Source organism: Bacillus sp. GS3m_15504 (assembly GCF_055825275.1).
The window spans coordinates 136,402-157,823 of record NZ_JBVVNL010000005.1 but is presented as its reverse complement, the minus strand read 5'-3'; the positions used below and the strand labels follow the sequence as shown (position 1 = coordinate 157,823).

The following is a 21,422-nucleotide window of genomic DNA, read 5'->3' as shown; positions in this document are numbered from 1 at the left end:
AATACCTTATTTTTTTCTGGTGTTATTTACATAAAAATACATATAGAAGATAAAAAACTCCACCCAAACTTCTTTTAGAAAAAGAGAAGTAAGGTGGAGTTTTTTTAAATAAACAATCCAGCGATTGTCGCAGATAAAATAGAAGCAAGTGTTGATGCAAATAGCATTTTCCAACCAAATTTCGATACGATGCTTCCTTGTTTCTCAGAAAGAGCACGAATTGTACCAACGATCGCTCCAATTTGGCTAATACTTGCGAAGCTAATTAAGAATACTGTAACGATTCCAACTGTACGTGGAGATAATGTTGCTGCAACACCTTTTAAATCAAGGATTGCTACAAACTCGTTTAATACAATCTTCGTACCCATAATTCCGCCAGCTGGGATAATATCTTGAGCTGGAATACCCATTAAGAATGCAAATGGAGCAAGTACGTAACCAAAGATTTGTTGTAACGTAACGGCATGTCCCATTGCACCTGAAGCTGCGCTAATTACGTAGTTTACAACTTCCATCACACCGATGAAAGCGATCATTAATGCGGCAACGATACCTGCTACTTTTAAACCGTCAAGCGCACCGTTAATCATTGCACCGATAAAGCTGTCCCCGAATACAGTTCGGTCAAATTTCTGAACTACTTCGTCTTCCTTTTTCGTATCAACAGGTGTTAATAACGAACAAACGATTAAGCTTGAGAATAAGTTTAATGGAAGAGCTGCTAATACATATTTTGCATCTAACATCATTACGTATGATGCTGTAACAGAAGCAGAAACTGAGCTCATCGCAGAACAACAAATGATAAACATACGGTTTTTGTTAAAATGCTGTAAATCATTTTTAATAACGATTAAAGCTTCACTTGAACCGAAGAATACAGAGTTTACTGCGTGGAATGATTCAACGCGTGGTAAACCAGTAACTTTTGAAATGGCACCGCCGACAACGCGAACGATGAATGGTAAAACACCTAAATAACTAAAGATAGAAAGTAGTGCTGAGAAAAATACGATAATTAATAATACGTTTAAGAAAAAGACAAAATCTCTTTGAATTCCATTAAAGAGAAAATCGACGCCTGTCGTACCAAGTTTAATTAGTTTGTTGAAAACTTTACTAATGAAGATGATAATTTGTTGACCAATTTTTGTGCCAAACATAAACCAACCGATTAAAATTTGGAAACCAATCATAATTGCAATTGCACGGAAGTTGATTTTACTTTTGTTGTTTGACAAAGCAAAACATAAACCTAAAACGACAAGAATACCGATAATGCTCATTACATATTGCATGTAGTTGCCCCTTTCAGAAGTTCGTATAAAGTTTGTACATAAAACGCTCGTTATATTACTAAAAATAAAACAAAGAGGTTTTATGTCATACGTAAGATGTCTGACCTTTTAGAAAAATAAAAATAAAAAAAGACCCATATGGATTCACTTTCATCTATGAGAGAAAGCTAATCAATATGAGTCCTTTTTTGCACATAGGCTAATATTCATTAGTTTTCCCCATAGTCCAGCAATTTAAGGTTGCCGGGTAGAAACTCTCGATCCATATTATCGAGTATATATGAGGTAACATCGTCCGTATTAAATTAGTAGTAGCGTAACATTAACAGAGAACTATCGTCAATAGCTTTTTTTCTTCCAATAGAAATAGACCATATAAGTATGATAAAATGTAACGCAGTGTTATGAAAAAGAGAGGTCGGAAAATGAGTACAAAAATGACGCCACCAGTTGAAAAAAACGAGTTTATAGATGTAGTATTTGAAGATTTAACACATGATGGTGCCGGTGTTGCGAAAGTAAAAGGCTATCCTATTTTCGTTAAAAACGGATTACCAGGTGAAGAAGCGCAAATTAAAATTGTTAAAGTGAAGAAAAACTTCGCATTCGGACGTTTAATGAAACTTCATACAGAGAGCCCATATCGTAAAGATGCAGAATGCCCAGTGTACAATCAGTGCGGCGGTTGTCAGCTTCAGCATTTAACATATGAAGGACAATTACAAGCGAAAGAAAAACAAGTACGTGACGTTATGCAGCGTATTGGCGGATTAGGTGATGTTCCTGTTCATCCTGTACTTGGCATGAAGAATCCGTGGGTATACCGTAATAAAGCACAAGTACCAATTGGAGAACGTGAGGGCGGACTTGTAGCTGGTTTCTATCGTCAAGGAACGCATGACATTATTAATATGGAATCATGTTTAATTCAAGCAGAAGAAAACGATACATTGATTCAAGAAGTAAAACGTATTTGTGAAAAACACGGTATTTCGGCGTACAACGAAGAGCGTAACAAAGGGACACTTCGCCACGTAATGGCTCGTTACGGACAAGTAACAGGGGAAATTATGCTTGTCTTCATTACTCGTACAGCAGAACTGCCAAACAAAAAAGCAATCATTGAAGAAATTGCCGCGAAATTCCCAGAAGTAAAATCAATTGTTCAAAACGTAAACCCGAAACGTACAAACGTAATTTTCGGAGACAAAACGACAGTACTGTACGGATCAGAATATATTTATGACTTTATCGGGGATATTAAGTTTGCGATTTCAGCACGTTCATTCTATCAAGTAAACCCAGAGCAAACGAAAGTGTTATACGATAAAACGTTAGAATACGCCAAATTAGATGGCAACGAAACAGTAATTGATGCCTATTGCGGAATTGGATCAATCTCCTTATTCCTAGCACAAAAAGCGAAAAAAGTATACGGCGTTGAAATTGTGCCAGAAGCAATCGAAGACGCGAAGCGTAACGCAGCGCTAAACAATATGACAAACGCTGAATTTGGTGTAGGAGAAGCAGAAGTAGTCATTCCAAAATGGTATAAAGAAGGCGTAATAGCTGACACAATGGTCGTAGATCCACCGCGTAAAGGTTGTGATGAGGCACTACTTAACACAATCATCGACATGAAACCAAAACGCGTCGTATACGTATCATGTAACCCAGCAACATTAGCACGTGACTTAAAAGTACTAGAAGAAGGCGGATATAAAACGCAGGAAGTACAACCTGTTGATATGTTCCCGCATACGACGCATGTGGAGTGTGTAGCTTGGCTTAAGTTGGTATAATAAAAAAGCAGTTGATATAGGAAAATCTATACCATCTGCTTTTTGGTTTATTGAGAGTTTGAAATTGTATTCATAGTGAGAGGATTTGAATTTGAAATGATAGATAATTTTTGGCGTGATTTACCACGACCATTTTTTGTACTTGCACCAATGGAAGATGTGACAGACGTTGTGTTTCGTCACGTAGTAAGTGAGGCTGGCCGTCCGGACGTATTCTTCACAGAGTTCACAAATTCGGATAGCTACTGTCATCCAGAAGGTATGAAAAGCGTACGTGGCCGTTTAATTTTTACAGAAGACGAACAGCCAATGGTGGCACATATTTGGGGAGATAACCCTGAATATTTCCGTCAAATGAGTATTGGTATGGCAGAACTAGGATTTAAAGGCATCGATATTAATATGGGTTGCCCAGTACCGAACGTTGCATCAAGAGGAAAAGGTAGTGGTCTTATTCTACGTCCAGACGTTGCGGCAGAACTTATTCAAGCTGCAAAAGCAGGCGGACTACCTGTCAGCGTAAAAACACGACTTGGCTTTAAAGAGTTAAGCGAGTGGGAAGATTGGTTAACGCACATTTTCAAACAAGATATTGCAAACCTTTCTATTCATTTACGCACAAGAGAAGAAATGAGCCAAGTAGATGCGCACTGGGAACTAATTCCGGAAATTAAAAAATTACGTGATCGCATTGCACCAAATACGCTCCTAACAATCAACGGAGACATCCTTGATCGTAAAATGGGGCTGGAACTTGCTGAAAAATATGGTATTGATGGCGTAATGATTGGACGAGGAATCTTTAAAAATCCATTTGCGTTTGAAAAAGAGCCAAGAGAGCATAGCAGTAAAGAACATCTAGATCTTTTAAGACTGCAGCTTGATCTTCAAGATCAATATGCAGAAGTATTACCACGATCCATAACGGGATTACATCGCTTCTTCAAAATTTATGTAAAAGGCTTCCCTGGGGCTGCTGAACTAAGAAATCAATTGATGAGCACGAAGTCAACGGATGAAGTACGTGCATTGCTTAATAAGTTTGAGGAGAGTGTTAATGTGGTAGAAGGTAGTGAAACGGTGTAACTGTTGAAAGTTAGAGGGGATGGATTTTATTCATTTATGGGGAGTTGTTTTATTTAGTTTTGAGATCTTTTTTAGACGATAACTGAAAAGGGAATTTCTTAAGAATGAATAAAGCTATCAGTATCTTTTTGTTGTAACATATACTTTGTATATGTGGAGTGTTTGGTTTGATTAAATTTAGTTTAAAATGAGGCAACTTTCCTTTTGGAGAGTTGTCTTTTATGCTTTACAGTAAATATATAGGCAAGTAATTAGAGTGAATGGGGAAGGTTGAAGTGAAAAAGAAGAAAAAGCTATCAGTTATGAAATTTTTAATATATATGCTAATAGCAATTGTAGTTATTAATTGGATCTATAAGACACCCGAAGAGAAAAAAGCAGACTTAGAAGAAAAAGTTGCGAGCTATGAAGAGTTCGAATCACACTGTATAACATATGAAGATTGGAATGTTGATAAAGGTGGGAACAAAAATTTAAATACTTTGTATAATGATCCTCAAGAATGCTTGGAAAAAGAATTATTTATATGACGGAACGATGGTACGGAGCTAACAAGGGGAGTAGCCAAATTAGTATTTCATAAAACAGATTACTATTTTACAGAAGAAGAATTAAAAGATGATATTCAAACGGAGGCGGAAAATAAATACAAATTACTTGAAGAAATTCAGCGCGAGTGTAAATCTACATTGCTTGGGGGTTTTTCATATGATTATATAATAGAGGACACATCAGGCGAAAAATCAAAGATGAATGAAAAAATTTTTAATAGTCTATTTGAAATTACAAAAACGTATAAAAATAATTAACTAGGTGTATGAGGGAAATAGAATATTTGAAAAATGGCTACTGTTTTAGTTGATAAAAACTATAGGGTATTCAAATGACTCGATGGATAAGAAATATACTACCTTTTCTCCACGGTTACACTATTTTCTTGGTTTCTGGTTATAACCTCCACAAGCAATAATCCACCCAAGACTACAAAACCTCCCCCTAAAATGTTAAAGTAGTAACTTAACGACATTCATTTACACATGCTAAAAGCATTATGATAATTAACATTTCAGGAGGCAAAACAATGGCAATGAGCAACAACGATATATTAAAAAGAGTAAGATACGCTTTAGATATAAAAGATATAGATATGGTAGAAATCTTTAAACTTGGCGGGATGGAAGTAACGAAAGAAGACGTAGTTGATATGCTTACAAAAATAAAGAGAGCTCCTCAGCATGAAGCTGAAAATGATGATGTAATCGAAGATGAGTACGTATTAACATGCGATATGATGATGTTAGAATCATTTTTCAATGGATTTATTACTTTAAAAAGAGGGAAGCAAGATCCGAAACCAGGACAATCGGCACCTGTACAAAGTAAAGAGAGTGCTAATAACCTTCTTCTAAAGAAAATGAAAATCGCACTTTCATTAACGAGTGAAGATGTACTTGATATATTAGATAGCGTAGGCGTTAAGGTGACAAAAGGAGAACTAGGCGCTCTATTAAGAAAAAAAGGCCATAAAAATTACAAAGAGTGCGGCGATAGATACGCAAGGAATTTCATTAAAGGATTAGCTGTAAAGTATAGAGGATAATGATTCCGTTAAAGCGGTAAATGATATAATAGGTAGAGTAGGTGTTCGTATCCTACTCTTTTTCATTTGTAAAATAATACGTTAGGTGATGAAATGGTACATACTTATTTAGGTGAGACAATTAATTTTCATATAACTTATAAAAAGAAAAAATCGGTGCGTCTTTTTGTGGATTCTTACGGAAATGTGGAAGTACAGGCGCCGAAAGGGACACCTGTTGAATACTTAATCCAGTTGCTAGAAGAGAAGTGGGATTGGATTCAGACAACACGTAAGGAAATGCAGGAACGAGCGCGTGGACCACAGGAAAAGGATTATGATCAAGGAGAAGGCTTTTTGTATTTAGGGAATACGTATCCAATACAGATTTCCCAAGATGCGAGCGCTGAGCAAGACAATGCAGTGTTTGAAGGAGATAAGCTACATATTTATGTGAAAGATCTTAAAGATGAGAAAATACAGCAAGCTTTAAAACGATTTTACTATAAGCAGTGTAAGTCATTAGTAGAGAAGAGTATTAAAGCGTATCAAAGTAACTTTAAAACAAAACCACGTTCTATTCGTATTACAGATAGTAGTCGCACGTGGGGTACTTGTGATTCGAATTTACAACTAACATTCAATTGGAAGCTAGCGATGGCACCACAGCGAGTAATTGATTATGTAGTTGTTCATGAAATGTGTCATATGGTTCATTTAAATCATGATCGCTCTTTCTGGCGTCTTGTCGGGAAGATAATGCCCGATTATAAGGAAATGGAGAACTGGTTAGCGTTATCTAGTTGGAAGATGACGGTTTAGTAATGCACTACTTTATATAGGTTGCAATTATTGTTAAAATTTGTCGGTAAGTCGATATGTTTCAAAAATCGCTGATATATTTGGAGTTGCGCCGATATATTTTGAAAATCGCTGATATATTTGGAGTTGCGCCGATATATTTTGGAAATCGCTGATATATTTGGAGTTGCAATCGATATGTTCAAGGAAGAGAAAGCAAAAGGAGATGTCACAGCAGACATCTCCTTTTTTCTAGCGTAGCAATTATCGCCCAAACTTCACAACAAAATCTTCATCCACTTTCTCCATCTTATACCCACGATACCCTTCCGAAAGCAATGCCTGTTGTCCACCAGCATTGTTCATTGGAATGCTTTTAATATCCGTCCAATCCCTTTCATTGTCCTCACGCAATTCCTTCACAAAAACATACCGCATACTACCACCATACTTCTCCTTCAGCGCAGCAATTTTCATCCCTTGTGCGAACTTATCTTTTAAACTCGGAATGTTAAAAGGAGCAACGGTGCAGCAAACGTAGTCGTATTTGCTATCTTCTTTTTGTAATTCATCCATGATGACTGTCGCTAATATTTTTTGCATACCATTTCCGCGCCAGTTCGGATGAACGTTTGAGATCTCTTGATAGATGACGCGGTGCAGTTCACTTTCTAGTAAGCCGATATCAAGTCCTAAATGTTCATCGTCGATAGGAGGGACGAGTAGGGCGCGAAATGCGATGAGTTCTTTTTCGATAAAAGCACCAATCATCATGCCGTTTCCTTCTAGAATGTATTGAAATTCTTCTTGGGAGAGTGGTTGTAGACGACTTTTATCTTCTAGTGCTTCAACTACAACGTTTTGTAATAATAAAATTTGTTCGATGTGCTCTAGTGATAGTAATGTAACGTGAAATCGCTCGTTATTTTGTTTTAATCTGCCCTCGTATAGAACTGTCATGCGTTAGCCCTCCTTTAGCGTACACTGTCTTGAAAGACGGTGAGTTCTCGTAGTGTATCTTCATTTATTTCGATACCTAGTCCTGGCTTTTCGTTTAAGCGAATAAATGGTACGTCGTAATGTAAGTTTCCAATGTCTTTCGTGAATTTTAATGGTCCTGTTAGCTCTACGCTCGTAATGATTTTCTTTGAAAAAGCGACATGGAATCCTGCGGAAGAGGCAACAGATGATTCGACCATTGATCCCACTTGGCATTCAATGCCGGCCATTTCTGCTTGATGAGCGAGTTTTACAGCGGGATATATGCCGCCGCATTTCATTAGTTTTATGTTTACTTTATCAGCCGCGTCTACTTTAATAATTTGGCGCATTTCACGAGAGCCCTTTAATCCTTCATCAATCATAAGCGGAAGGTCTGTTTTCGAACGAATGTGAGCCATTGCGTCAATATCGTCTGCGATGACAGGCTGTTCAATCCAGTCGATGTTTAAATGACCTAATGAATGAAGTGCTGTTAATGTGTTTGCACTATTTTTCCACCCTTGGTTTACATCAACACGAATTGCGATGTCATTTCCTACACGCTCACGTACTGCTTCAATTCGTTTTACATCTTCTTTTACATTTGTACCGACTTTCATTTTGAAAGATTGGTAACCTTTCTGAATCATAGAGGCAGCTTCTTCGGCCATTTCTTCTGGATCTGCGATACTTAATACGTGAGTGATAGGAAATTCTTCATGGTATCGTCCGCCAATTAATTGATATACAGGTTGATTTAATTTTTTACCCATTATATCAAAACAAGCAATATCAATCGCAGCTTTCGCTGTTGGGACACCGTAAATTGTATTGTCCATCATATCGTGTATTTTTTCTATATTCATTGGATTTTGGCCGATAAGGGCAGGTGCTAGCGTATGTTTTAAAGTATGGAAAGTACTTTCCCACGATTCGCCTGTAACGTGATCATCAGCAACGCCTTCACCGTAACCGATAATACCTTCGTCTGTTTCCATTTTGACGATAATAGAAGGCATATCAGAATAAGAACCATAACTAATAACAAACGGATCGCGAAGCGGTAAACGAATTGCATAAAGGTGAATAGCTGTAATTTTCATTAGATAGAAACCCCTTCCTGTTTACAATAGTTTTGTACATTTGATATAGTTGACGTTAAATAGTCGTTAATTAATGATAAGGAGTTAGAGAAATGATGATAAAAATTGCAGTTGTCGGTTCAAAAGAGTTTATAGAGACACTTTTACCTATTGCTCATAAACTAGATGAAATAGAAATTGATCCATATGTTTACCTTCATCCGGCAGAATCTTCTGAACTATTAAAACGTTTAAAGCCTTGTGATTTCATCTTTTTCTCAGGTGCTTTACCTTATTATATGGCAAAAGAAATAAGAGAACAATTACGAATTCCAAGTACGTACTTACAGCAAGACGAGACGACCGTGGCATCTTCCATTCTTTCTGTCATGTATCACCAAGGGATTCAACCACATAAAATTTCAATTGATTTAGTAGACCGTTCATTCATTATAAATGTGTTCCATGATATTGGCATAAAAGAAAGTCCACAAGTGTTTGATTATGAAAATATGCTGTGGAGTAAAGATGAAATAAATAGAGTTATTGATTTTCATGTAGCTAAATATCAATCTGGAGAAGCTCATTTAGCTTTAACTAGTATTCACGCTGTCTATGATGAACTTCAAAAAATAGGTATTCCTTCAGAACGTATGATAGATCCGAAGCAATCCATTATACAAGGGTTAAAAGATGCAAAAATAAAAGCTGAGTTAGCAAAAAGCCATTCAGCTACTGTTGGTGCTTGTATTATTTCTTCTTTACAATTACGAGATGGTTTGCTTGAGCAATTAGATGTCATTTCAAAAGAACTACGTGGTTCATTTAAAACAATTGATGAAATGACGTTCATTTTGTATACGACTCGTGGTGATATTGAATCCATTATAAAAACAAATATGATAAATAATTTATTTGCGAGTATAGAAGGAACGATAGCTATTGGATTTGGTTACGGAAAAACTGTGAAAGAAGCGGAGCAAAATGCTAAAATCGCCCAAGGTTTCGCGAAGAATAATCCAATAGACCACTGTTTTTATATACTAACAAGTGATAAAGAACTATTTGGTCCGTTCCCGAAAGAACAGAGAGTACAAAGTTTGAAGAATGACAATCCGGAACTAATGAAAATAGCGAAGGAAACGAAACTTAGCCCAGCAAATTTATCAAAAATTATTCAATTTAGTCAATCACATCCGTCATTGAAGTTTACAGCAGCAGATCTTTCTGAATACTTACAAGTGACTCGGCGATCAACAGAAAGGTTATTAAAGAAACTAGTTGATTATGGGTATGTTCATATTTGCGGCGAGGAAATGCCTTATCAACAAGGGCGTCCTCGCGCAATATATGAACTGAATTTACCGTTATCTTTAAGCTTCTAATTGAGCGTTTTGTTTTTTTAGTAGTTCCGCTTTTTCAATGTCAGATAGTTTCGTAATTGTGAGACCAGTTATACCGTAAATGATCGAGATAATAGGTACGATGAAATTCAATATAGCATAAGGAGCATATTCGAATGCACCTACGCCGAGTGTTGCGAGTATAAATACGCCGCATGTATTCCAAGGTACGAAAACAGAAGTTAATGTTCCGCCATCTTCTAATGCTCTGGATAAATTTTTAGAATGTAGTCCTTTTTCTGTGTATGCATTCGCGTACATTCTTGAAGGAACAACAATCGAAATATATTGTTCAGAGCAAGTAAGATTTGTTGCAAAACATGAAGCGATAGTAGAAGCGATAAGTCCCTTTGCTGATTTCGCTAACTTTAAAATTTGATTTACAATGGAACGAAGAATACCTGTATGTTCTAGTACTCCTCCGAAAGTCATAGCGACAATTGTCATAGAGACTGTATTCATCATCGAATCTAAGCCACCACGGTTAAATAGCTCGTCTACTAGCTTGTTTCCAGTGTCTATAACAAATCCAGCTTGGAGTGCACCGACAGATGCTGAGACAGAACCACCTTGAATAAAGACTTGTGATAAAAACCCTAAAATAATACCTACAAGAATAGCTGGTATAGCAGGAACTTTTTTAGCAACCAATACCATAACGACTACAGGTATGATTAATAGGAAAGGTGAGATAACAAAATTTTGTTGCAATACTTGTAATGTTTGCTCGATACTTTTTGCATCAATATTGTTAGCACCGAAGCTTCTTCCTAAGAAGGCATAAACGATAAGAGTAATAATTAAACCTGGAATTGTAGTAAATAACATATGACGAATATGTGTGAATAAATCTGTATTTGTTAATCCTGCGGCTAAGTTTGTTGTGTCTGAAAGCGGTGACATTTTATCGCCGAAATAAGAACCGGAAATGATAGCACCGGCAACCATCGGAGCTGGGATTCCCATACTTAGGCCAATACCCATTCCTGCAACACCAATTGTTCCCATTGTAGACCAAGAGCTACCAATAGCTAATGCAACAATAGAACAAATAATTGTAATTGAAACTAAAAATAGTGATGGTGTTAAAAGATTTAAACCGTAATAAATCATTGTTGCGACAATTCCACCACCAATCCAGGCACCGATCGTTAAACCTACTAGAATAATGATAACGATAGCCGGTAATGCGAGGCGAATGCCTTTATACATTGCTTCTTCAATGTCGTTCCATTTGTAACCGTAACGCCAAGCGACGATAGAAGCAACAGTTGTACCGATAATAAGTGGGACGTGAGGGCTCTGTTTTAATACAACAATTGTAACCATCATAACTGCAACTGTAATGATAATAGGGATCATTGCTACACCAAAAGGTATTTCTTTTTTCATAAATTTCCTCCTGTTATGTATGTTTGTTTGTATTTTTAGAATTGTCGTAAAATAGACGCTATTAAGTTATAATAACTAAAAAACGATACGAGCGTCAATAAAAAACAGAAAATAAGGAATGTTCTATCGATATAAAGTGAGTGGAAATAAGTTGTAGATTATATTTGAAAATAAATAATTGACTTTTTTCTTAAAATTCAATATGTTCATAAAAACATCTGTTTTTCATAAGTATAATTAACCTGAATGGTTTTGGAATGTGGGAAGGAGAATGTAGCTTTGAAAACATTAGAACTACAAGAGCGTTTAACTGAAATTTTTCAGCATTTACATGAAAACCCTGAAGTGAGTTGGAAAGAGTATGAAACGACAGCGTATATTACTAACTTTTTAAAAGAAGAAGGAATTTCATATAAAATATTTGATGATTGTCCAGGCGTGATTGCTGAGATTGGAAGTGGAAATCCAGTTATTGCGGTTCGTGCTGATATGGATGCGCTTTGGCAAGAAGTGAATGGAGAATTTAAAGCGAATCATTCGTGTGGTCACGATGCTCATATGACGATTGTAATGGGACTTATTTTACAATTAAAGAATATGAGATGGAAAAGTGGTACAGTTAGATTTATTTTTCAGCCGGCAGAAGAGAAAGGAAATGGAGCTTTAAAGATGGTAGAGAAAGGTGCTGTGGATGATGCGGATTTCCTATTCGGTGTTCATTTGCGCCCAATTGAAGAACTATCTTTGAAACAAGCTGCCTCATCAATTCGTCACGGAGCAGCAGGATTTTTAGAAGGTACGATTCACGGAGAAGACGCACATGGAGCACGCCCACATCAAGGGATAAATGCCATTGATGTTATCTCTATGATTAATATCGGTTTGAAAAACATATGGCTACCACCGCAAAGTTCCTATTCAGTAAAGATGACGAGGTGCCAAGCTGGTGGAGATAATTTGAATATTATTCCGGGTAATGGTCATTTTAGTTTAGATGTAAGAGCAGAGAATAATACACTATTAGAAGAGTTAAAGAAAAGGATAGAGCATGTCATAGAATCAGCTGCATCAATGGGGTCGAAAACTTCATATGAGTGGATTGATCTCGCGCCAGGAGCTGAAGTTTCAGAAGAAGCTGAAAGATTTATGCGTAAAGGTATTCTTGAAGTGTATGGGGAAGATAAATGTACAGGACCACTTTATACGACAGGAAGCGATGATTTCCATTACTACACAGTGAAGAGACCATATTTAAAAGCTGTCATGCTTGGATTAGGAGCAGACTTACAACCTGGATTACACCATCCGTATATGAAGTTCGATCATAGTTGTATTATGGATGGGGTAGAAATATTAAAACAAACTGTATTGAAAGTGTTAGAAGACAGGGGCTAGAGAGCTCCTGTTTTTTTGTAGTAATTTGTTGTTAAGTCGATATATTGAAAAAATCGTTCATATAATTTCACGTACCTATTAATTTGATGAAAAATCCTTCTCCAGTACATAGTGTATAATAAGAAGTACCATTTCTTAATAGGAGAAAAAAATGAACGAACAACATTATGATGCAGTTTTAAATATAAAAACAGTAGGTGAACAAAAAGGGTTTAACAAGTCTATGCACTATCACCGTTATGAACCGACGCCATATAGCGGATTAGATGAGTTACTGAATCAATATGAGATAAAACGTAGTGACCGAGTTGTAGATTTTGGGTGCGGAAAAGGACGATTAAACTTTTATATGCATCATAAGTGTGGTGCTTCAGCGGTTGGAATTGAAATGAATGAAGAGTTTTATAAAGAAGCGTTGGATAATCTTGATCGTTATGCTCGAAAGGTAAGAGACAGTAAAGATAAAATTAGGTTTGAATGTTGTTTAGCGCAGGAATATGAGATTAATCCATGTGATAACCGATTTTATTTCTTTAATCCATTTTCTGTCCAAGTGTTTATGAATGTAGTAAATAACATTTTGCTTTCGGTAGAAGAAACGGGGAGAGAAGTGGATATTATTTTATACTATCCTTCTGAAGATTATATTTTCTTCCTAGAGAATCAGACTACGTTTGAGTTGAAGAGGGAAGTAAGATTGCCTGGGGCTTATGAGAAGAATGGGAATGAGAGGTTTTTAGTGTATACATTAGGATTATAAAAAAGCAGGTGCCAAGGCACCTGCTTTTTTTACTCACGTCTATATTAGTTACGGATTAAGTAATCAAATGCACCTAAAGCTGCGTTTGCACCTGAACCCATAGAGATGATGATTTGTTTGTACGGATTATTTGTACAGTCACCTGCAGCAAACACTCCTGGTACGTTTGTAGCGCCGTGCTTGTCTGTTACGATTTCACCGCGAACGCGTTCAACTGTTTCGCCTAACCAGTCTGTGTTTGGAACAAGACCGATTTGTACGAATACACCTTGTAATTCAACGTGATGAACTTCTTCAGTTTCACGATCGATGTAAGAAATACCGTTTACTTTATCAGTACCAGTAATTTCTTTCGTTTGAACGTTTTTCAGAACAGTTACGTTTGGTAAGCTGTTAAGACGTTCTTGTAATACAGCATCAGCTTTTAATTCTGGCATGAATTCAAGAACAGTTACGTGCTTAACAATACCTGCTAAGTCGATAGCTGCTTCAATACCAGAGTTACCGCCGCCGATAACTGCTACGTCTTTTCCAGTGAATAATGGACCGTCACAGTGTGGGCAGTATGCTACACCTTTATTTTTGAACTCAGCTTCACCTGGTACGCCAACGTTACGCCAGCGAGCACCTGTTGAAACGATTACGCTCTTACTTTTCAGAATAGCGCCGTTTTCAAGTTCCACTTCAATAAGTTCTTTTTTCTCTAAACGTTTTGCACGTTGTAGATTCATTACATCGATGTCGTATTCTTTTACGTGCTCTTCAAGGCTTGCTACTAGCTTAGGACCTTCAGTGCGTTTTACGCTGATGAAGTTCTCAATGCCCATAGTATCCATTACTTGACCACCGAAGCGCTCAGCAACGATACCAGTGCGGATGCCTTTACGTGCTGCATAAATTGCTGCACTTGCACCAGCAGGGCCGCCACCAACAACAAGAACATCGTATGGATCTTTATCAGAAAGCTCTGATGCATCTGGACCGTTACCCATTTTAGCTAAAATTTCTTCCAGTGTCATACGACCGCTGCCGAAAGATTCGCCGTTTAGGAAAACTGTTGGTACTGCCATGATGTCTTTGCTTTCTACTTCCTCTTTGAATGCAGCGCCATCAATCATAGTATGTGTAATACCAGAGTTTAGAACGCTCATTACGTTAAGAGCTTGTACAACATCAGGACAGTTATGACAACTTAGGCTGATATAAGATTCAAAATGATATTCGCCTTGAATGTTTTTAATTTGATCGATTAATTTTTGTTCAACTTTTGGAGCGCGTCCACTTACTTGTAGTAAAGCTAACACTAGTGATGTAAATTCGTGTCCTAATGGAATACCAGCGAATACGACACCAGTGTCTTCACCAGGGCGATTTACGCTAAAGCTTGGTGTTCTCTCTAGTTCAACTTTTTCTACTGTGATCTTAGAAGACATAGTAGATAACTCATCAACTAAAGCTAACATGTCTTTAGATACTGCATCGTCTCCTGCGCTTACTTTAAGTAAAATATCGTTCTCCATTAATTGAAGATATTGGGATAGTTGTGTTTTTATATCTGCATCTAGTATCATTTTGATCGAACTCCTTAGATTTTGCCTACAAGGTCAAGGCTTGGTTTAAGTGTTGCAGAACCCTCTTGCCATTTAGCTGGGCAAACTTCACCTGGGTTGTTACGTACGTATTGAGCTGCTTTAATTTTGTTAACAAGAATGCTTGCGTCACGGCCGATACCGTCAGCATTGATTTCCATAGATTGGATAACGCCGTCTGGATCGATGATGAATGTACCACGAGCAGCAAGACCTTCTTCTTCCATTAAAACGTTGAAGTTTGTAGTGATTGTGCGAGTTGGGTCACCAATCATGATGTACTCGATTTTACCGATAGTTTCTGAGCTATCATGCCATGCTTTGTGAGTGAAGTGAGTGTCTGTAGATACAGAGTATACTTCAACGCCTAACTCTTTAAGAGTTGCATATTGGTTTTGTAAGTCTTCAAGTTCAGTTGGACAAACGAATGTGAAGTCAGCTGGGTAGAAACAAACTACACTCCATTTTCCTTTTAAACTTTCGTCAGTAACTTGGATAAATTCTCCATTATGGTAAGCATTAGCTTTAAACGGTTTTACTTCTGTGCCGATTAATAACATATCAAAATTCCTCCTAAATGTTGGTTTTGAGCATCAAAAAATAGTGTGCTCATAAAATATATTTTTTAATTAACTATAATAATTCTAATTCGATATTAATTATCATATAGAAGTGGTTATTTTGTCAAGCGAATAAACGAACTTTATACCAATTTAATTAATATTTATTCTCAATTAAGGATAACAGGGAATGGAAAGGTAATTTTAAGTTTATAAATTTTCAATGAGTGCTTGAAAGTGTAGTGTGTATGTTAGACATATGATGTAAGTGTAAATTCTTAGGAAGGAAATATTTCTTAGAAGTTTTCTTTTTGAAAAGGAACTGCTTATTTCTATTTTACAAAGAATTGTGTGATAAATAAAATAAAATGAATTAGAATCTTTTTGAACAATTTTTGTCCTCCCAAACATATAATTAGGAAGTATATTGTAATAATAATTAGAAACATTGACTCAAAGTGTTAACAAGATATAATAAAATCTAGATATACATTTCAAAAAGAAGAACATATATTATAGGATGAAAGATTTAATCCTATTATTTTTTATAGCTTTTAGAAAACGCTTACAATTAGTATGGAGGGGAAACCATGTCTAAGTTCACGAAGTATTTTTTAATGGAAGCTAGCGATGTGATTGTATATGTGAAAGAGAAATTATGTAAGTTTGAACATGCAAAGGGGTTACAGTGTAAAGAAATAGGCGATGGTAATTTAAATTATGTATTCCGCGTTTGGGATGAACAGAAGAACATTTCTGTCATTGTAAAACAAGCTGGGGATACAGCTCGTATTTCAGATGAGTTTAAGTTATCGACGAATCGTATTCGTATTGAATCAGATGTTTTGCAGTTAGAGGAAGAGTTAGCACCTGGACTTGTTCCGAAGGTGTATTTGTTTGATAGTGTGATGAATTGTTGCGTAATGGAGGACTTATCGGATCACACAATATTACGTACAGCACTTATAAATCATGAAATATTTCCGAGGCTTGCGGATGATTTAACGACCTTTTTGGTAAATACGCTCTTATTAACATCGGATGTTGTAATGAATCATAAAGAGAAGAAGGAACTTGTGAAGAATTATATAAATCCTGAGTTATGTGAGATTACAGAAGACCTCGTATACGCTGAGCCATTTACAAATCATAATAAGCGTAATGAGTTATTTCCGTTAAATGAAGGGTGGATTAGAGAACATATTTATAGTGATAAAGAGCTTCGTATAGAAGTAGCAAAACTTAAGTTTTCTTTTATGACGAATGCACAGGCGCTTATTCACGGTGATTTGCATACTGGTTCTGTTTTTGTAAAAAATGATTCCACAAAGGTAATTGATCCTGAGTTTGCCTTTTATGGACCAATGGGCTATGACATTGGGAATGTAATGGCGAATTTAATGTTTGCTTGGGTGAATGCAGATGCGACAATGTCAGCTGGAGCCGAGAAAGATACGTATATGGATTGGTTACAATCGACAATGGTAGAGGTAATTGATCTATTTAAGAAGAAGTTTTTAGATGCCTGGAATATTCATGTGACAGAGATTATGGCGAAAGAAGAAGGCTTTAACGAAATCTATTTACAATCTGTATTAGAGGATACAGCTGCAGTGACAGGCCTTGAGTTAATTCGTCGTATTGTTGGGCTAGCGAAAGTAAAAGATATTACTTGTATTGAGAATGAGGAAGCACGTGCTAGAGCAGAACGCATTTGTCTTCAAGTAGCAAAGAAATTTATTTTACGAGCGAATCAATATAAAACAGGTACAAGCTTTGTAGAAACGTTAAAAGAACAGTCAATGCACTATGCGAAGTAAGGGGAGAAGATGATGGAAGAGCAATTAATACCAATTCAGTGGAAAGACGATGCTTTAGTTTTATTAGATCAAACATTATTACCAAATGAAGTTGTCTATGAATCTTTCAATACAGCTGAAGGTGTGTGGGATGCCATTCAAGTAATGAAAGTACGAGGAGCGCCAGCGATTGGTGTTTCAGCAGCTTATGGTGTGTATTTAGGGGTAAAGGAATTTGTTGAAAGTACGGAAGCTGAATTTATTGATGAAGTAAAAAGGGTATGTGCATATTTGGCCACATCAAGACCGACAGCAGTAAACTTATTTTGGGCACTTGAAAGAATGGAAAGTGTAGCGACAGATCATACTCATCTATCAATCACACAGTTGAAAGATAGATTACTAGAAGAGGCAAAAGAGATTCATAGGGAAGATGAAGAAATTAACCGTCAAATTGGAGAACATGCATTAACGTTATTCCATGATGGAATGGGAGTATTAACACATTGTAATGCTGGTGCGTTAGCGACGACTAAGTATGGTACTGCGACAGCTCCGATGTACTTAGCGAAAGAAAAAGGATGGGACTTAAAAATCTATTCCGATGAAACGCGTCCTAGATTACAAGGTTCAACGTTAACAGCATTAGAACTACAGCGAGCGGGAATTGATGTCACTGTCATTACGGATAATATGGCAGCTATGGTTATGTCACAAGGGAAGATTGATGCGGTAATCGTTGGATGCGACCGTGTGGCAGCAAACGGTGATGTAGCAAATAAAATTGGAACATTAGGCGTATCTATTTTAGCGAAATACTACAACATTCCGTTTTATGTAGCAGCACCAACACCGACAATTGACTTAAAAACACCGACAGGAAAAGAAATTCCGATTGAGGAAAGAGATGCTTCTGAAGTAATTAATCGTTTCGGACAGTATTCTGCTCCGAAAGAAAGTAAAGTATATAATCCAGCATTTGATGTCACGCCACATGAAAATGTAACAGCGATTATTACAGAAAAAGGGATTGTAAAAGCACCGTTTACGGACAATTTAAAAAAGCTATTTCAATAAGTAGATAGAGTTAAAAAGTCAGTCATCATAAGCTTTATACTTAGGGGGATGTATATGTTATTACAAAAAGAGAGAGAAGAGATTGTAGCGTACGGAAAGAAAATGATTTCTAGCGGTTTAACAAAGGGGACAGGCGGTAATATTAGTATTTTCAATCGTGAGCAAGGTCTTGTTGCCATTAGCCCAAGTGGTTTAGATTATTATGAAACAAAGCCTGAAGATGTAGTTATATTAAACTTAGATGGTGAAGTAGTAGAGGGAGAGAGAAAACCATCAAGCGAACTCGATATGCACCTTATTTATTATAGAAATCGTGAAGATATAAATGCGCTTGTGCATACACATTCTCCTTATGCGAAGACGATTGCATCATTAGGATGGGAACTGCCCGCAGTATCATATTTAATTGCTTTCGCAGGCCCGAATGTTCGCTGTGCACCGTATGAAACATTTGGTACGAAGCAATTAGCAGAGGCTGCTTTCGAAGGAATGATCGATCGTCGTGCTGTTTTACTTGCGAACCACGGTTTAATTGCGGGTGCAAATCATATCAAAATGGCATTTACCGTTGCAGAAGAAATTGAGTTTTGTGCGCAAATTTATTATCAAACGAAAAGCATTGGGGAACCGAAGCTATTGCCAGAAGACGAGATGGAGAATTTGGCGAAGAAGTTTGAAGGGTATGGGCAGCAGTAGAATAAAAACACCCTCAAGAAAAGATCTTGAGGGTGTTTCTTTACGCTTTTTTAAGCAACAAATACATAAAGTAAGGAGCACCAATTAAAGCGACAACAATACCTGCGGGGATACCGTTAGGTTCAACGATATTTCGTCCAATTGTGTCTGCTAGTAGCAATAGCCATCCACCGATTAAAAGGGCGATAGGCATGAAGATTTGATGTCTTGGACCTACTAAAGATTTCGCGATATGAGGAGCCATCAGTCCGATAAAGCTAATTCCTCCTGTTACAGAAACAGCGGCAGCAGCAAGTGCAACGGCTGCAACTAATAAATATCTACGCTCTTTTTCAATTTCAATTCCAACGCCAATTGCGACTGGTTCGTTTAATGCTAAAATGTTTAATCGATTTGCTTTATAGAAAACAAATGGAATTAATACGATTAACCATGGGAGCATTGCGAAAATGAAGATCCAATCGTCTCCCCAAATGTTCCCTGCAATCCATTTTGAAATAAAGTCTACTTTCATGCGATCTGCGGATGAAATAAGGACAATCATCATTCCAGATAGTGCAAAGGCAAAACCGATACCGGTTAATGTTAATCGTACCGGCTGAAGTCCACTTGATTTACTATATGAAAATACGTAAATGAGAACAGCTGTCAGAAATGCCCCGATAAATCCAACGACAGGTAGTAAGTAAAGAAATGAACCTACATCTATTGGAAAGTATAAAAAGAAAATAGCAACAGCAACACCGGCCCCAGAGTTGATACCGAGAATACCAGGTTCAGCTAAATCATTTCGGGTAATTCCTTGCAGAATAGCTCCTGATAAAGCAAGAGCCATACCAGCTAATAATGTAATGATAATTCTAGGTAGCCTTAAAGAGTATAAAACAAACTCCTCTTTAAAAGTTCCTTGGCCCATTAATATTGGGAGTAGCCGATCATAAGATAAAGATGCTGAACCGAGCCCCATTCCAATTACAATGGTTGTAATGGTTAGTATAAGTAAAGCGAGTATGATAAGACGTTGTTTTCTTAGAATAGATGGTATCATGAGAACGTTTTTCCTCCTTTACGTACAATGAATAGGAAGAATGGTAATCCTACAATTGCGACAATAGCGGCAACTGGTGTTTCGTACGGAGCGTTAATCGTACGTCCGATTGTATCTGCAAGTAGCATAAAGGAAGCCCCGGCAATTGCTGACATCGGTATAACAAATCGGTAATCTGGACCGACAATTGGACGTACCATGTGAGGTACCATTAAACCGATAAATGCCATATTTCCGACAAGTGCTACAGACGCACCTGCAAGTAAAATGATAATGATAAATAGAATGGTTTTAATAACAATAATTTTTTGACCGAGTCCAATAGCTACTTCTTCACTGAAACTAAGAACTGTCAACTTTTTGGCTAGTAAGATAGCGATAAAGATACTAATTGAAATGACTGGAATAATAACTTTCAATTGGCTCCAAGTAGTTCCAATTACGCCTCCAGCAGTCCAAAGTGATACATCTTGTGAAATTTTGAAGTAAATGCCGACTCCTTCTGAAATTGCGAGTAGAAATGCTGAAACTGCAGCACCAGCTAATACAATTCGAAGAGGGGAGAGACCGCCTTTTTTCACCATACCAATTCCAAATACCATAATTGCACCAACTGCAGCACCGATAAAGCAAGCTAATGTTAAGTAAAGATAGCTTATGGAAGGGTTGAAAGCAAGTGTTAGTGCAAGCGCAGCATTTGCTCCACCAGATAGCCCGAGTAATCCAGGATCAGCAAGTGGATTTCGTGTTAATCCTTGCATAATTGCTCCAGAAACGGCAAGTCCAGCTCCTACAAAAATAGCAGCAACTTCACGTGGCAAACGTATTTCGCGAATAATAGATATTTTGTCCCCTTTAGCGGAGGAAGTGAGTGCTAACCATACGTCTTTTATTGAAGTATCTGCAGCACCTAATACCATTGCCACCATAAAAATAAGAAAGAATGCAATTATGCTTAAAATTAATTTGTATGTAAAAGCTATAGAACGCGTATTGTCATGTTCTTTTGTCATTCGTTTCACATCTTTTCTTTTCATAGAATAAAGGAAGAGGAATTCTTAAATTAAGAAT

At 37.0% G+C, this 21,422-nt stretch carries 18 protein-coding genes, 1 pseudogene and 1 riboswitch; of the genes and pseudogenes, 11 read left to right on the top strand and 8 right to left on the bottom strand.

The genetic code is table 11. From position 1 onward, the window contains the following. Positions 1–104 precede the first annotated feature (104 nt). On the bottom strand, positions 105–1,301 hold the full coding sequence (locus AC0L0O_RS25845; RefSeq protein ID WP_001200504.1) for a NupC/NupG family nucleoside CNT transporter: 1,197 nt from the start codon (positions 1,299–1,301) through the stop codon (positions 105–107). A gap of 202 nt (positions 1,302–1,503) precedes the next feature. Next, positions 1,504–1,605, bottom strand: a riboswitch (purine riboswitch). A gap of 121 nt (positions 1,606–1,726) precedes the next feature. Between AC0L0O_RS25845 and rlmD the strand changes: the two genes are divergently transcribed. From rlmD to AC0L0O_RS25820, 5 genes and pseudogenes are all read left to right on the top strand, one after another. After that, the gene (rlmD, locus tag AC0L0O_RS25840) at positions 1,727–3,103 is read left to right on the top strand and encodes a 23S rRNA (uracil(1939)-C(5))-methyltransferase RlmD (RefSeq protein ID WP_000105056.1); all 1,377 of its coding nucleotides are present in this window, start codon (positions 1,727–1,729) and stop codon (positions 3,101–3,103) included. Positions 3,104–3,199: 96 nt separating this feature from the next. Next, a complete protein-coding gene (locus AC0L0O_RS25835; RefSeq protein ID WP_000566682.1) occupies positions 3,200–4,189 on the top strand; it encodes a tRNA dihydrouridine synthase in 990 nt (329 codons plus the stop codon). 260 nt (positions 4,190–4,449) lie between these two features. Continuing rightward, a pseudogene (locus AC0L0O_RS25830) lies at positions 4,450–4,998 on the top strand (hypothetical protein). Between the two features lie 272 nt (positions 4,999–5,270). Then, a complete protein-coding gene (locus AC0L0O_RS25825) occupies positions 5,271–5,789 on the top strand; it encodes a YehS family protein (RefSeq protein WP_001251701.1) in 519 nt (172 codons plus the stop codon). A gap of 93 nt (positions 5,790–5,882) precedes the next feature. Next, positions 5,883–6,590, top strand: coding sequence for a M48 family metallopeptidase (locus AC0L0O_RS25820; protein ID WP_000233740.1), 708 nt, complete (start codon positions 5,883–5,885; stop codon positions 6,588–6,590). A 243-nt stretch (positions 6,591–6,833) separates the two neighbouring features. On the opposite strand, the gene AC0L0O_RS25815 is transcribed toward AC0L0O_RS25820, so the two are convergent. Together AC0L0O_RS25815 and AC0L0O_RS25810 are read right to left on the bottom strand one after the other, a co-directional pair. After that, positions 6,834–7,529: a GNAT family N-acetyltransferase gene (locus tag AC0L0O_RS25815; protein WP_131369369.1), complete on the bottom strand. Its 696-nt coding sequence runs from the start codon at positions 7,527–7,529 to the stop codon at positions 6,834–6,836. Between the two features lie 14 nt (positions 7,530–7,543). Beyond that, entirely contained in the window at positions 7,544–8,653 is a 1,110-nt protein-coding gene (locus AC0L0O_RS25810; RefSeq protein WP_000704463.1) for a mandelate racemase/muconate lactonizing enzyme family protein, read from the bottom strand. A gap of 92 nt (positions 8,654–8,745) precedes the next feature. Here AC0L0O_RS25810 and AC0L0O_RS25805 point away from each other — a divergent pair, with 92 nt between their 5' ends. Further along, positions 8,746–10,017 carry a hypothetical protein gene (locus tag AC0L0O_RS25805; RefSeq protein ID WP_000972794.1) on the top strand — a complete coding sequence of 424 codons (1,272 nt, stop codon included), beginning with the start codon at positions 8,746–8,748 and terminating at the stop codon, positions 10,015–10,017. Here the strand turns inward: AC0L0O_RS25805 and nhaC are convergent. Continuing rightward, complete coding sequence (gene nhaC, locus AC0L0O_RS25800; RefSeq protein ID WP_000711542.1) at positions 10,006–11,427, bottom strand: Na+/H+ antiporter NhaC; 1,422 nt, start codon at positions 11,425–11,427, stop codon at positions 10,006–10,008. The genes AC0L0O_RS25805 and nhaC overlap by 12 nt on opposite strands. A gap of 279 nt (positions 11,428–11,706) precedes the next feature. Here nhaC and AC0L0O_RS25795 point away from each other — a divergent pair, with 279 nt between their 5' ends. Continuing rightward, entirely contained in the window at positions 11,707–12,822 is a 1,116-nt protein-coding gene (locus AC0L0O_RS25795; protein WP_000853534.1) for a M20 peptidase aminoacylase family protein, read from the top strand. Positions 12,823–12,973: 151 nt separating this feature from the next. Then, positions 12,974–13,582, top strand: a complete 609-nt coding sequence (locus tag AC0L0O_RS25790; protein WP_075396340.1) for an SAM-dependent methyltransferase — start codon at positions 12,974–12,976, stop codon at positions 13,580–13,582. A 44-nt stretch (positions 13,583–13,626) separates the two neighbouring features. Here the strand turns inward: AC0L0O_RS25790 and ahpF are convergent, their stop codons facing one another. Continuing rightward, the gene (gene ahpF, locus AC0L0O_RS25785) at positions 13,627–15,153 is read right to left on the bottom strand and encodes an alkyl hydroperoxide reductase subunit F (protein ID WP_000599486.1); all 1,527 of its coding nucleotides are present in this window, start codon (positions 15,151–15,153) and stop codon (positions 13,627–13,629) included. A 14-nt stretch (positions 15,154–15,167) separates the two neighbouring features. Beyond that, positions 15,168–15,731 carry an alkyl hydroperoxide reductase subunit C gene (gene ahpC / locus AC0L0O_RS25780; protein ID WP_000924422.1) on the bottom strand — a complete coding sequence of 188 codons (564 nt, stop codon included), beginning with the start codon at positions 15,729–15,731 and terminating at the stop codon, positions 15,168–15,170. A gap of 590 nt (positions 15,732–16,321) precedes the next feature. Between ahpC and mtnK the strand changes: the two genes are divergently transcribed. The 3 genes from mtnK to AC0L0O_RS25765 are packed head-to-tail and all read left to right on the top strand — an operon-like array spanning position 16,322 to position 19,303. Beyond that, complete coding sequence (mtnK, locus tag AC0L0O_RS25775; RefSeq protein ID WP_000033258.1) at positions 16,322–17,551, top strand: S-methyl-5-thioribose kinase; 1,230 nt, start codon at positions 16,322–16,324, stop codon at positions 17,549–17,551. Positions 17,552–17,563: 12 nt separating this feature from the next. After that, a complete protein-coding gene (gene mtnA, locus AC0L0O_RS25770; RefSeq protein WP_131369375.1) occupies positions 17,564–18,607 on the top strand; it encodes an S-methyl-5-thioribose-1-phosphate isomerase in 1,044 nt (347 codons plus the stop codon). Positions 18,608–18,661: 54 nt separating this feature from the next. Next, positions 18,662–19,303 (top strand): L-fuculose-phosphate aldolase, encoded by a 642-nt coding sequence (locus AC0L0O_RS25765; RefSeq protein ID WP_000926550.1) that lies wholly within the window; start codon positions 18,662–18,664, stop codon positions 19,301–19,303. Positions 19,304–19,343: 40 nt separating this feature from the next. Here AC0L0O_RS25765 and AC0L0O_RS25760 read toward each other — a convergent pair whose 3' ends face one another. Both AC0L0O_RS25760 and AC0L0O_RS25755 read right to left on the bottom strand, forming a co-directional pair. Then, complete coding sequence (locus AC0L0O_RS25760) at positions 19,344–20,351, bottom strand: FecCD family ABC transporter permease (RefSeq protein WP_000613086.1); 1,008 nt, start codon at positions 20,349–20,351, stop codon at positions 19,344–19,346. Beyond that, complete coding sequence (locus AC0L0O_RS25755; protein ID WP_000823046.1) at positions 20,348–21,388, bottom strand: FecCD family ABC transporter permease; 1,041 nt, start codon at positions 21,386–21,388, stop codon at positions 20,348–20,350. Before AC0L0O_RS25755 ends, AC0L0O_RS25760 begins: the two co-directional genes overlap by 4 nt. Between the last annotated feature and the right edge of the window lie 34 nt (positions 21,389–21,422).

Coding starts and splice junctions, on each gene's coding strand:
- AC0L0O_RS25845 (WP_001200504.1), bottom strand. CDS start 1,301: ATGCAATATGTAATGAGCATTATCGGTATTCTTGTCGTTTTAGGTTTA.
- rlmD (WP_000105056.1), top strand. CDS start 1,727: ATGAGTACAAAAATGACGCCACCAGTTGAAAAAAACGAGTTTATAGAT.
- AC0L0O_RS25835 (WP_000566682.1), top strand. CDS start 3,200: ATGATAGATAATTTTTGGCGTGATTTACCACGACCATTTTTTGTACTT.
- AC0L0O_RS25825 (WP_001251701.1), top strand. CDS start 5,271: ATGGCAATGAGCAACAACGATATATTAAAAAGAGTAAGATACGCTTTA.
- AC0L0O_RS25820 (WP_000233740.1), top strand. CDS start 5,883: ATGGTACATACTTATTTAGGTGAGACAATTAATTTTCATATAACTTAT.
- AC0L0O_RS25815 (WP_131369369.1), bottom strand. CDS start 7,529: ATGACAGTTCTATACGAGGGCAGATTAAAACAAAATAACGAGCGATTT.
- AC0L0O_RS25810 (WP_000704463.1), bottom strand. CDS start 8,653: ATGAAAATTACAGCTATTCACCTTTATGCAATTCGTTTACCGCTTCGC.
- AC0L0O_RS25805 (WP_000972794.1), top strand. CDS start 8,746: ATGATGATAAAAATTGCAGTTGTCGGTTCAAAAGAGTTTATAGAGACA.
- nhaC (WP_000711542.1), bottom strand. CDS start 11,427: ATGAAAAAAGAAATACCTTTTGGTGTAGCAATGATCCCTATTATCATT.
- AC0L0O_RS25790 (WP_075396340.1), top strand. CDS start 12,974: ATGAACGAACAACATTATGATGCAGTTTTAAATATAAAAACAGTAGGT.
- ahpF (WP_000599486.1), bottom strand. CDS start 15,153: ATGATACTAGATGCAGATATAAAAACACAACTATCCCAATATCTTCAA.
- ahpC (WP_000924422.1), bottom strand. CDS start 15,731: ATGTTATTAATCGGCACAGAAGTAAAACCGTTTAAAGCTAATGCTTAC.
- mtnK (WP_000033258.1), top strand. CDS start 16,322: ATGTCTAAGTTCACGAAGTATTTTTTAATGGAAGCTAGCGATGTGATT.
- mtnA (WP_131369375.1), top strand. CDS start 17,564: ATGGAAGAGCAATTAATACCAATTCAGTGGAAAGACGATGCTTTAGTT.
- AC0L0O_RS25765 (WP_000926550.1), top strand. CDS start 18,662: ATGTTATTACAAAAAGAGAGAGAAGAGATTGTAGCGTACGGAAAGAAA.
- AC0L0O_RS25760 (WP_000613086.1), bottom strand. CDS start 20,351: ATGATACCATCTATTCTAAGAAAACAACGTCTTATCATACTCGCTTTA.
- AC0L0O_RS25755 (WP_000823046.1), bottom strand. CDS start 21,388: ATGAAAAGAAAAGATGTGAAACGAATGACAAAAGAACATGACAATACG.